The sequence below is a fragment of the Planctopirus limnophila DSM 3776 genome, from assembly GCF_000092105.1.
Classification (GTDB): Bacteria; Planctomycetota; Planctomycetia; order Planctomycetales; family Planctomycetaceae; genus Planctopirus; species Planctopirus limnophila.
Map to the genome: position 1 here is coordinate 1,111,541 of NC_014148.1, position 11,919 is coordinate 1,123,459.

The window sequence follows — 11,919 nt, forward strand, 5'->3', positions numbered from 1 at the left end:
TGTCCATCATTCGAGAGTATATTTTCTGGTCTGGTGCTTGAACCGGACCTTGAGTTCCGGCATGAGACCATAAGCCATCGCCATCAGTTTGATGGGATGTAATGTCGGCGTGGCGGTGCGCTGGGTCATCTGCAAACGACAGCCACTGCATTCAGTCACGCCAAAATCCCAGTCCCGGGATCGCATGGTTTCCATGAGTTCATGGCCGATTTTCATCGAGGTCTGGAAATGTTTGCTCGACAGCCCAAAGGTGCCAGCCATGCCCGAACATCCCCGTTCGACGGCATGCAGTTCCAGCTTGGGAATCAGCCGGCAGATCTCCAGAAGAGGCTGTCTTTCGCCGAGTGATTTCAAATGGCAGGGAGTATGATAAACCGCCCGCATGGGGGTCATCGCGAGAGGCTCTGTCGGTATGGGTAAGCGCCCCTGTGCCGCTAATTCTGCTAAAAATGCCCCCGCTTCCACGGTCTGTTGTGCCACCAGTTCGGCATCCGGATGTTGAGTCAGCCTGGGATATTCTTTCTTCAAACACAAAGCCGCCGTTGGCTCAGTACAGATGATGCGTAACCCGTCACGAGCGTGAGGGGCCAGCACTCGCAGATTTTCCAGTGCCAGTTCACGTGCCGCTGGCAACTCACCAGCGGAGATCAAGGCCATCCCGGAGGCCAATTGTCCCTTCGGCACAATGAGCTCAAACCCCAGATGCTCCAGCACTCGGCTGAATGCCATCGCCAGTTCCGTGTCGTGGTAGTTTGCAAAATGATCGACAAAGTAAACCACTGGCTGAAGTGGCTTTTTCTGACCTGCGACGGGCTCAGATGCAGATCGCGGAACATCAACGGCTTGTTGGGCGGTTTGCTGGAGAAAAGACTTTCGAGAAAAAAGTGGTAATCGCCGCTCTCGGGCGACTCCAGTCAGCAATTCCAGAACCCGGCGAAATGTGCCCCAGTTGAGCAATGGGTTGAGGACTGGTGCTAACCAACTGCCCCATGGCCCCCAGACATCAGGCCGCGAAAGGAGCCAATCGACTCGGGAAACACCCTGTTGAGCTGCCGCCTGACCTTTCAATTCGATGGCCATTCGCGGGATATCAACATGAGAAGGGCATTCGAGAGAACATTGCTGGCAGTTAAAGCACGAATTGAGAATAGGAAGCATTTCCGGGCGAGTCAGCGTCTCTGGCGAAAGTCTGCCGGAAAGAATATCTCGAAACACCACAGCTTTGGCTCGTGGACTGGAGACCTCCTGATGAGTCACATGAAAGAACGGGCACATCCGGTGATTGCGATCTTCACGACGGCAATTTCCGCAGCCGTTGCAGGCATTGACGGACTCAATCGCTTCTCCCTGGGGCCACGAGTGGCATAACTCCACCAGTTCGCCGGTAGGAGCTTGAGCCGGCAGCTCCTGCTCAAAAGTCGACTTCAATTCCCGACCAGAAAAGTGAATGGGTTCCACAGCTTTTGCCTGCTGATTGGCAGAGGGAAAAGCCGTTCCCCAACCGACTCGCGCTGCGGCAGGGACAACATGTCCGGGAGCCAGTAATCCTTCGGGATCAAAGATGTTTTTGACCTCTTTGAAGATATCGCACAACGAACCATACTGCTCTCGCAGCGCGCTCGTCCGCAGGCTGCCCAGGCCTTGAGTACTGCCGATACAGCCACCCAGAGACCAGGCGGCTTCATACAACGCATACTGCAACTGCTCTAAAGCAGCAACAGGCCAGGTTGCTCGATCTGTCAGTAAGGGTCGAAAGTGCACCACACCCATGGCAGCATGCGAATACATGACCGCCGAGATATCGGCCGTTTGAAAAGCTTTGTGGGCTTTTGCCAGAAACTCCGCGAGTGCTTCTGGAGGAACGACCAGATCATCAAAGATCCGCACAGTCCGTACGCCACCACGAGGCTTTTCCAGTTGGGGAAGGATTTTACGAGAAAGCGACCAGAGAAACTCGACATCACTGGGTGAATTCGCTTCATAGGCCGTTAAATGCCCTTCCGCAATGCGTGCGGTGCAGCGTCTGAGGCTGGTCAACTGTTCGCGACACTCCGATTCCGTCTCGGCTGTGACTTCAATCAGCACCGCAGCTTCAATGGTCGGAGGAATAATCATCAGAAACCGGTCATCGAGCTCTCTTGCCAGAGTCAGGATTCTGCGATCGACCAAATCGCATGCTGCAGGCTCCATCACTCGAACCTGATGCACCACTTCAATGGCTGAATCGAGTGTCGGGCAAAGTAACAGCAGAACGCCTCGATGGGCTGGCAATGGGGTCGTATGCAGCGTGATCCCTGTATACAAACCCAAGGTGCCTTCGGAACCGACCAGCAGGCGGCACAAATCGAGCCGCTCTTCGGTCAGAACTCCCCGTAATTGATAGCCACCCCGGCGCAGCAGAGTGACTCCCGGTTGAGACGCCTTGATCAGGGCGGCCTCATTTCTCAAGATCGATTCGAGCCGGCAGATGATGGTTCGTTTGACCTGATGGGGCTCATTTTCCGTGGCCTTCCGATCAGGCATGGCTAAGGGTTCCAGTCCCGCCGTAAACTGCGTCCCTCTGGCCAGCATGACCTGCAATGAGGCGACATGGTCGTGGGCTGCTCCATGACGTAAGCCGTGTGGCCCGATACCGTCTACTCCGACAATTCCGCCCACGGTCGCTACGGCAGAATCCAGAGGATAGACCCCGAACTCGCGGCCATAAGGCCTTAAGCGGCGGTTCAGTTCGTCAATGGTGATTCCCGGCTCAACGCGGACAGTGCGCTCACTCAGGGAGAGCACACGGTTCATGCTGGCCGAAACATCAATGATCAAACCCGGGCCCAGAGACTGGCCAAAGAGCGAAGTTCCAGCACCTCGCACAGTCATCGGAATGCTGTGCTCATGGCAATACTGCACCAGCACGACCAGATCTTCAGCATCTTCTGGCAGCGCGACTCCACAGGGAGCCTCACGAGTGACACCTCCATCCTGGGAGTAAACAATCGATGCCACCCGGCTCACATCGAGCTTGCCCCGAAACAAACCGGAGAGGTCTTCCTTGATTCGAGTCGCCCAGATTTCCACAGCCTCAAAAATCCTGACTGAAAGGCCCCACCAGAGATCAACGGTTACTGCTCGTCGAATACATCATCTGAGAGAATAGACTACCTCATCTCACGGTCTTCCAGTAGTCCGTAGCGTTGGGAACTATGGGCTGCTCTCGGGGAATCATCTTTTCCTGGCGTGTCTTTCTGCGATTTGGTTCAAGACCGCGTGGCTGGGGTCAAGCGTCTTCGTTTGCCCCCAGATCATTTGAATCGGATTGTTGATGGTAAACATGCTTGAAAATCCTTAAAGCATGGCATGGATGCATTTGTGCTGGTGAACTCGATTAACCAGGGGGCGGATGAAGACATCCGACCCCTGCCACCCTGCGCGGACATCAAATATGACAATCAAGGAAGTAGAGACCACGCCCTTCCGCAGAGCCTCCAGGGGCGTGCCACCCAAGGCCGTGAAAAATAATATTGCAAGACACTCGTATTGTCGCGCCTTCTTGTCGTCATGGCGATGCACCACGAAGTGTGAATGATGTGTTGGGTGCCAGTTGGCCAGTCGTCGCTTGCTGGATGATGACCGCAAGTGATGTGTAAATGTCATCAGGAAGACCTGAGATTATCTCATGTCGCCAGATCTGGTACGATGCGCAGAAGATGACGTCATCGAGATTGCCGTGTTGTTGCGATTTCTCATAAGTCAGGACTCCACCAAAGGATGATTCATGCAACCCTGGCCAACCCGTATTCAGGGGCCTGTGGCTGTGATTGGCGATGTTCACGGTCAACTCGACCTGTTGAATTTCATCCTTTCGCAACTTCAACAGCTACCCAACTATGATGAGTTATGGATCGTTCTGATTGGTGATCTTGTCGATCGTGGGCCCGATCCTGCGGGGGTGATTCAACGGATTGTCGAACTCCGGGAAGCACATCGTCGCACTACGGTCGTCTTTGGTAATCACGAACTGGCCATGCTGGGTGCCCTGGGCTGGGTGCCCACGCCAGAGTTTGCCGAATGGAACCCAAGGTGGGTTCAATTCTACGACTCCGAGCCGACGTTTCGTTCTTACGGGGTTGAGCCCGGTGATCTGGAAGGTCTGGCCCGTGCCATTCCTCCAGAACACAGAGAATTTCTGACAACGATGCCATGGGTGGTCGAACATCCAGAGAACATCTTTGTGCATGCTGGTCTGGATGCCAATCAGCCGACCGAAATGCAGCTCAGAATTCTGCATGCCAAAGACTGGACGCTCGTTCGTCCACCCTGGCTGTGCGATAAAGCTTTTGCGGCCCAGGATGGCCCACCCGATAACTGGCGACGGATTATTTCCGGGCACGTTCCCACAGCAGAAGTCGTTATCCGGCCCAAGAGAATTCTGACAGACACCACGGGTGGACTACGCGGCGAACTGAGCTGTGTGATTCTTCCGGAGTGCCGGATTCTCCAGAGTCGTGGCGGGGTTGATCGCGCTGTAACTCAGGGCGATCAATCCATTCCCACCCGGCATCACGAATCATCAGCAGCAACAGCAAATGCTGCTCACGTTCAGTCCTCTGCCACAGTACGCCAGCCAGCAGTCACTCCGCAGCGAGGGGTATCAACGGAATCGAATCGAATGTCCGAGCGGGTATCGACTTCACATGGAGTTCCACGCGATCGATCAGCCGAGGACAAAACGCCCTCAGGACATGCTGAGCAGGGAAGAACAGCTTCTGAAAAGAAGCGAGGGTCGTCTCACTCAAATCGCAGAGAACAACCCACGGGTACAGTTCAGAAAATGTCTTGGTGGAAACGCCTGTTGGGTTGATTTTTCTGGGTTGATTTTAGTGGTTGGATTCAACCAATGAAGTACAAATCAGCACCTGGTACACCTCACAGGCAATCACAGCGCGGTGGTGGTTGCAAAGCCATGCTTGCCCAAAGCTGCAAGCATGGCACATCAGTATCGATACTAGATGGAATGATTAAATCTCTCGTCGGACAGGGCCGGCGGGAACCATCTTCTTGACCTTCTTGCCGGTCTTGGGATCTTCTTCTTCGATAAATCGTGGACGGAGCTTTTCGTCGTTCCCGTTTCCACCTCGCATAGCTGCCGCGTTGTAATAGCCCTCTTTCCATTCCCAACCCAAAGGACGACTCAGTTCACGTTCAGCCATCAAACCCCAGGGGGTGCCAGCGTGCTCATCCACCACGCGCTTGAGGTACTCATTGGCCCGGTTCGCCAATTTTTTGACACTGGCCCCGGAAGTAATTTCTTTGGCAGGAATCAATTCCCAGCGGTTGTTTCCGGCTTTCTCGAATTTGCGTGGCGAAGCCTTCATTTCCGCCAGCATGGTGTTGTAGCCAAAGGCACGCACCTTCAACGCGAGCAAGCGGCCCATGGCCAGATCATAGCTGGCTTTCCAGCGAGGTTCGGTGATTTTTGCACGGTCCTTTTCGCCGACTTCCAATTGTGTGAGAAGCTGCGAAATCTTGTAATCGAAATCAGCCAGAGGACGCTGAGCGCGATCGATCGAGGTGCGCAGTTCACCGTCGTTTGCAGCGGGGAAGCCGAGGCTGGGCAATGGAATCTGGATGTCTTTGTTCTGCTCAGCCAATGTGACGAGGGCCTGCTTAGCCATGTTCTTGCGGATATCCTGATCCAGCAACGTGATCGTGCGGTAATCAGGCTGATAGTTGCGCATCGTCTGTGGATCGAGGGATGGCCCTTTGCCACTATCTGCTACAAAGTAGAGGCCACCGGTTTCGGCACAAAGGCGAGTCAGTGCATAAGGCCCGAAGCCTGAGGAAAGATTTTCGAGGCCGTAATCGTTAATCCCCCAGAATCCTAAATGGACAAACTCCTGGTAGAACGATTCGGGGCCGCGATCCATGACACCGATGACCTGCTCGCCATTTTCCAGTTCAAAAGGCTCTTCGACCTGACGTTTGCCAAAGGGAGCCGCATCACCCACGACATAGCAGCGAATGCCGGCACGTTTGGTGGATGAAATGGCCTGCTCGAGCTTTTCGCGAGCGTCGGAACCGGCTTCGTCGGTCACGACAATCAGCATGACGTTGCGACCCATTTTTGTGCGGTAAGAGAGGAACTTATTGGCGGCGGTTATCACTGCTCCAAAAGTGTTCTCATGACCTCCGGATTCGCTTTTCACACCACGCACGGTTTTGACAAGTTGTGCCACGTCATCGACCGGTTCTTCGGTCAGAATGTTTGTTCGTTCGCCGAAAGTCACGACGGCTGACTTAAGAGCTTTGTCTGCGGAAACATTCATGGCGTTGAGTTGTGCGTAAATGTTTTCCACGCGATCTGCAATGACGTTACGCCGCTTGTGCAGCGAGGGAGAAACATCAAACAGCCAGACGACCAGTGTTTTCTTCTCACGCAAGGAGGCGGCGATTTCGAAAGCCATGCGATCGACGGCACCTTCCACACCACCGGGATGCTCCGTCGCACCCTGGGCATTGATGGCTTGAGTCAATTCTGTCCGAGGAGGTTCGACAATGGCTTCGGTCGCAGGAAGTTCGGGTTTGAATGGATCTTCCAACTGCTCTTTGAATTCTTCTTCCGACTTCTGGCCCATCGCCACAGAGGCTTGCTGCGAGGCACCCAGCATGTTGAAGTTGCTGTCATTGCCCATCACATCGGAGACGGCGACGTCGAATTTGAATTCAGCTTCCTGCGGAATGTCCTGAATTTCGCTCGTAATCATCAACTGCTCACGGATGGTTTCCGAGAACGTAATGAGCGAAAAGCAGAAGAGCACGACCACATGGAGTGCCAGGCTGACGGTCCACGCACCAGATTCCTTGATGCGATCCCACCAGGAAGGACCAAAGTCCATCTCGTAAACAACATCATCCTGCGGTTGTGTTATGCTGGCCATGTTTGCACCTGAAGAGGCTCACTGCAGATCGGCAATGCCAATATTTCAGAAGTAATGCCCTACTGAATTCACTGTCATTGATCTGCAGCAGATCCTTGAAGACCAATCCCAATCGACCCAACCCAACTTAACGCACTCTTGGCAACTTCTGTTTCAGCAGCAACTTCTGTTTCAGAGAGTCGCAGCTTACGCTTCAATTTCTTGCCGAATTCGCTTGAGCATGCCACTCAATGATATCTTTAAAAAATCAACCGGTCTTACCAGATGTGACTATTTATTCAGCATACGCTACCGCTCAGTTTCGAGAAGTGCAATTGGCATTTTCGGTCAATCTGCACACCCAATTTCAGTGCAACTCCTGCAAACACCGAAACAAATGTTGATATTGCATTCAAAATTCGCGTCTATGTTAAGCGTAGGGTACCTGGGTCCTTCGAGCACTCCCGTTGACTTATGACCTGATCTTCAGGCGAACCTTCCAAAGCAGCGGAACCGCACTTTAATCCCATACTGTTAATAGATTACCTCTCTGAACTTGGCTAAGGTTCGACGATTTCTCTCTGGAACGATCTCGATTTCTTGCGACTGGCCCGGAGAATCGTACAAAATCAAGGAAAGTGTATTCAGAGTAGCCCGCTGACCGATGGTCATTGAGAGTGCCTTTATCAAGATCGATTTATCGTAACATGCAATTAAATCAAGGGTTAAGGTGAAATCCCTGAATCCCGGAGATTCCTGTAATCGGTGAGCAAACTTCAGCCGATGGACAAATGACAATCGACTGGGGTATTGGCACTCAGGACGCACCCGCCATCTGGGAGAATTCACCGTGAATGGGGCCTGCTGGCTGGCAGAAAAACGTGGAAATGACGGTGTCGACCTCCGATACCGGGATTATCGCCCTGATCGAAGTGCTGGCTGGACGACTTTGATTGTCCATGGAGTGGCCGAGCACGGTGGCCGTTATGACCATGTTTCTCGCTGGCTGCTGCAGCGCGGTGTCCGGGTGATCGTCCCGGATCTTCGCGGCCATGGTCGCTCGGGCGGTGTGCGAACTTTCGTCAAGCACTTTTCCCAGTACATTGATGATCTGGTGCTGTTGAGAAAATCTCTCGAAATCGATCCGCAACGCCTGATGGTGCTGGGACATAGCATGGGGGGGCTGGTCGCTACTCGATATGCTCAGCTCGAACCGCGCGGCCTGGCAGTTCTGGCACTCTCTTCCCCACTTCTCAAACTTCAGCAACAGATCTCACCGCTCACGCTGGCGATGGGGGCCATTTGTAACATCGTGGCGCCGGCGACGCGTTTCCCCACGAAATTCCGACATGGACAGATGACGAAAGATCCGCTGGCTCTGGCTAAACGTCAAAGCGATCCTTTTCTCCTGAAGAGTATCACGGCTCGCTGGTTTTTCAGTATGAAGTCGGCACTTCAGCAGGTTCACCAGGAAGCATCGGCCATTCGTGTCCCTGTGAAAATTCTGCAAGGGACAGATGATCGCACAGTGCATCCCTCAGGGGCACAGGAATTTCTCAATGAGTTGAGCCCAGGCATAACCGCCGAACTTCAATATCTGCCCCAGCATCTGCACGAAATTCTCCAGGAGTCCGACTGGGAAACTTCTCTCAAGAGCTTTTTCGATTTTGGCAACGAACAGATCGCTCAGCCTTCCCTGCGGCACATTCGACCGACGGGTTGATGAATTCTATGAACTGACTTCACTCCACCACGCCTTCAGGAATATTTTTTCTCCACCAGAGCCGAATTATTCCTCTGCGAATTTTCTGAGTCTGAGTGACTGAATCTGCAGGTTTCTGGGCCCGTACTGGGTGTCATACGTTCCAATGACAATGCCACCTTCGCTGTAATCCCTCAGCGATAGATTCTGGGCCAGTTGGAGAGTGCCGACTTTGAGAGATGCCGCCTGATCTTTGACGACCAGTGACACCGGCAGAGAGCCTTTCCATTCCATCCGCCCGAATTCGACGTGTGAATCTTTTTCTGCGGCCCCTTCTTTGAACACACAATGGAACCAGGGTGAACCACTGGTTCTGGTGCCGATCTGGAAGAGAGCGTGGCCAGAGCCGTCTTTCCAGCCTAACAGGAAGAACCAGCCACCCGTTCCTTCGGCCTGCATCATCCCTTCCAGTTCGAACTGATGGGCACTACCAATTTCGATGGCGGCATTGGCTCCTGTCACTCGCGACAGCAGATTGTTGAGAATTCCAAACTCGCCATTGATGGCAAACTCACCCAGCAGGTGCGGATGGCCTTTGGCCGGCCCGGACAGATTGAGCGTCTTCACGAGTTTGATCGGGCTTTTCTCAGGCAGGGCCTGCACGCCCACTTTTCGCTGTCGGGGTGGAAGGAACAAAACTTCCCAGGGCGGAGTCTTTTGAGCCTCTTTGGCATTCGGACCAGTGCTTTTTTTCGATTGCGCCTGGGCGATCGAAGTGGCACCACTCCCCAGAAAACTTCCGGCAGAAATCTGGCACGCCCCGACCAGCATCTGACTCAGCCACTTGCGGCGATCCTGCATAGCGACAACCTTCACGGTCTGTTCTCTGAATCCCAACTCCGGTTTCCACATCGGCTGAGGAGCGGGTTTAGACAACTATCAATAACAGATCCCGCACGCTGGAAGCATGAGAAAAATCGAGAAGTCTGGTTCATGATGGCGTTGTTGTTGAGCGATGGAGTTCGCAATCATGCCAGCAATTCCTGCAGCCAGCGGGTGTCGTGCAGATTGTCGATCAACCAATCGGGTTTTGCAGCTTCCAGCGAATGACGCCCATAAACGCCGGTCGCTACAGCCACAACTCGGGCACCAATTGCGCGACCACATTTCACATCGGCAGGAGTGTCTCCCACGACGATCACCGGCAAACGTTCCAATTGAGGTTCATCACCTGTGAGGCGACTCCAGATGGATCGCGCGACATCATCGCGATCGACATGTTCATCACCGAAACCGCCATCGGAAAAATGGTGGTCGATCCCATAATGACGCAGTTTGATCCAGGCAGCTTCTTCGAAGTTGCCTGTCAGCAACGACAACCGCCATTCCCCCGAATGCGAAAGCTGGCTGAGAATTTCCACCGTTCCCGGTAAGAGCCCCCCAGCATGTGTTTCGAGATATTTTGGCAGATGGGCCAGATATCGATCGCGCAGTTTCATTAGGCTCAGTGGATCACACTCACCACCATGAAACGCAAAGAGATCACGCGTGATGGCACGATCCGTTCGCCCAGCTGTGGGAATTCCTGTCACTTCTTTCAGCGTGCGAAATTCTTCACGGAAGACATCTTCCATGGCAGCCTGTCCGGCTCCACCAGCATCGATGAGTGTCCCATCAATATCGAACAGCACAGTCCCGCGTCGAGTCGGCATTTCGGGTTTCTCACTTGCTGAAAATCTTGAACTGGAACGAAACAGATCACCATTTCTGCGAAAGACATCAACTTATTGCCTCGTCATTCGCACACTGGCTCTAAGGGTTGAGGCGAGTCTGTGGCGGACAGGAGGACATGACGAACTTCTGCCAGAGTTCGCACAGGTCGCTGGGCTGTATCCACCAGACGAGTGCTGGTTGTGCCAATCAGTCTGGCACCCAATGTTTCGAGGACATCGACTCGGCCGGCCAGGATCAGATCTGCAGTCGCGGCTTGGCTGAGTTCCATCAGTTGAACCTGCGGGAACTCCTGCTGAAGTTGCCATCGCAGATCAGAAAGCCGGTCTTCGCTTTCTTCTGCAAGCGGCCCCAGCGCGACCTTGAGCGGCAGTTCGAGGAGCCTCTCCTGCAACCTTCGAAAAGTGACACGATGGACGGGATGCACCAGTTCGCCAGCGATTTCGGCCATGGGATCGAGGACAAAGCGGCGATACCAGGCCGCCGGATGCGGAACCGAGAGTTGCGGCAGCTGGATGACATCTTCGCCGTAGATCACGAGATCGAGGTCGATTGTTCTGGGACCCCAGGCGAGTGATCGTGATCGGCCAAACTGTTCCTCAATGGTGCGTAGATGATTGAGAATTACGGTTGCCGGGAGAGTTGATTCGAAGCGGTAAGCGCCATTCAGAAAGACATCGCCTGCGTTTTCGCCGACGGGGATTGTCTGGTAAGGGCGGCTTGCGATCACTCCATCAATACCTGGAGTCTGCTCGAGTATCTGCCAGACCTGTCGAAAGGTGGCGGCAACATCTCCAATGTTACCACCAGCAGCCACACAACAGGTTGGCATGTGCCATGGACCCCGCATATCAACAGTGAAAAAATTGCAGTCTTTGAGGCATCAGTTCACGGATGAGGCAAACTCTCAGCCGTGAAATAGGCCAAGAATAAAACTAACCAAATCCATTTCTGCTCACCAGCGTTGGTCCTGGTTTCGAATGGATTTGGGTGAGTGATCGAGTGGATGAAGACCTGGCTCTTCGCTGGCAGCCGGGATGATTCCAAAGAGAAAGCTTCAGCAATTGGCGGGAAACACCCCGTGGCCAGATCGCTGAAGCCTTGTTGAATGAAACGCGAAGATGGATGAAATGCAAAAGAGTTGAGGAGTGGTCGGTGTGACTTAAAAACCGTGGCCTTCCAGATCGGACTGGATCCCGCCCCAGTAGTTCGCCTGTGCATTACCGAACGCAGAGACACCGGTGATCACGACGAGCAGAATCATGGCCAGCATGACCGCATATTCGACGGCGGTGGGGCCATCTTCACTCCGGAGAAATCGAATCACGCTTTCCATGGAAGTCGGAACCTCGCCTGAGAATCTCAGATTTCGGACATGGCCATCTGTCGAAACCTAGCTCGATTTTTCCGATTGGAGAAACTTTTTCTGCAATTCGTCCAGAAATCGCTTCCAAAAGTACGGATTCTATCGACTTGACAGCTGAATATCTCCGAGTTATTTTAATACACACCTTGTTGGTGGGTGTTATTTAGCGGGCCGTGTGTGACCTGATCCTATGAACAATCCTGAACAGATAA

8 protein-coding genes are annotated in these 11,919 nt (G+C 53.5%); 2 read left to right on the plus strand and 6 right to left on the minus strand.

What is annotated here, in order from left to right:
* Positions 1–6 precede the first annotated feature (6 nt).
* Entirely contained in the window at positions 7–3,069 is a 3,063-nt protein-coding gene (locus PLIM_RS04545) for an FAD-binding and (Fe-S)-binding domain-containing protein (protein ID WP_013109141.1), read from the minus strand.
* Positions 3,070–3,766: 697 nt separating this feature from the next.
* Here PLIM_RS04545 and PLIM_RS04555 point away from each other — a divergent pair.
* Positions 3,767–4,852, plus strand: coding sequence for a metallophosphoesterase (locus PLIM_RS04555; RefSeq protein WP_013109143.1), 1,086 nt, complete (start codon positions 3,767–3,769; stop codon positions 4,850–4,852).
* 157 nt (positions 4,853–5,009) lie between these two features.
* Here the strand turns inward: PLIM_RS04555 and PLIM_RS04560 are convergent, their stop codons facing one another.
* Positions 5,010–6,929 carry a vWA domain-containing protein gene (locus PLIM_RS04560; RefSeq protein ID WP_013109144.1) on the minus strand — a complete coding sequence of 640 codons (1,920 nt, stop codon included), beginning with the start codon at positions 6,927–6,929 and terminating at the stop codon, positions 5,010–5,012.
* Positions 6,930–7,758: 829 nt separating this feature from the next.
* Between PLIM_RS04560 and PLIM_RS22410 the strand changes: the two genes are divergently transcribed.
* The gene (locus PLIM_RS22410; protein ID WP_013109146.1) at positions 7,759–8,631 is read left to right on the plus strand and encodes an alpha/beta hydrolase; all 873 of its coding nucleotides are present in this window, start codon (positions 7,759–7,761) and stop codon (positions 8,629–8,631) included.
* 66 nt (positions 8,632–8,697) lie between these two features.
* Here PLIM_RS22410 and PLIM_RS04570 read toward each other — a convergent pair whose 3' ends face one another.
* From PLIM_RS04570 to PLIM_RS23590, 4 genes are all read right to left on the minus strand, one after another.
* Positions 8,698–9,486, minus strand: coding sequence for a hypothetical protein (locus PLIM_RS04570; RefSeq protein WP_148226973.1), 789 nt, complete (start codon positions 9,484–9,486; stop codon positions 8,698–8,700).
* 152 nt (positions 9,487–9,638) lie between these two features.
* Positions 9,639–10,322 (minus strand): HAD family hydrolase, encoded by a 684-nt coding sequence (locus PLIM_RS04575; protein ID WP_013109148.1) that lies wholly within the window; start codon positions 10,320–10,322, stop codon positions 9,639–9,641.
* Positions 10,323–10,405: 83 nt separating this feature from the next.
* Positions 10,406–11,173 (minus strand): 2-amino-4-hydroxy-6-hydroxymethyldihydropteridine diphosphokinase, encoded by a 768-nt coding sequence (gene folK / locus PLIM_RS22415; RefSeq protein ID WP_013109149.1) that lies wholly within the window; start codon positions 11,171–11,173, stop codon positions 10,406–10,408.
* Between the two features lie 330 nt (positions 11,174–11,503).
* Positions 11,504–11,677 (minus strand): Flp family type IVb pilin, encoded by a 174-nt coding sequence (locus PLIM_RS23590; RefSeq protein WP_013109150.1) that lies wholly within the window; start codon positions 11,675–11,677, stop codon positions 11,504–11,506.
* Positions 11,678–11,919 lie beyond the last annotated feature (242 nt).

Coding starts and splice junctions, on each gene's coding strand:
- folK (WP_013109149.1), bottom strand. CDS start 11,173: ATGCCAACCTGTTGTGTGGCTGCTGGTGGTAACATTGGAGATGTTGCC.
- PLIM_RS04560 (WP_013109144.1), bottom strand. CDS start 6,929: ATGGCCAGCATAACACAACCGCAGGATGATGTTGTTTACGAGATGGAC.
- PLIM_RS04555 (WP_013109143.1), top strand. CDS start 3,767: ATGCAACCCTGGCCAACCCGTATTCAGGGGCCTGTGGCTGTGATTGGC.
- PLIM_RS23590 (WP_013109150.1), bottom strand. CDS start 11,677: ATGGAAAGCGTGATTCGATTTCTCCGGAGTGAAGATGGCCCCACCGCC.
- PLIM_RS04575 (WP_013109148.1), bottom strand. CDS start 10,322: ATGCCGACTCGACGCGGGACTGTGCTGTTCGATATTGATGGGACACTC.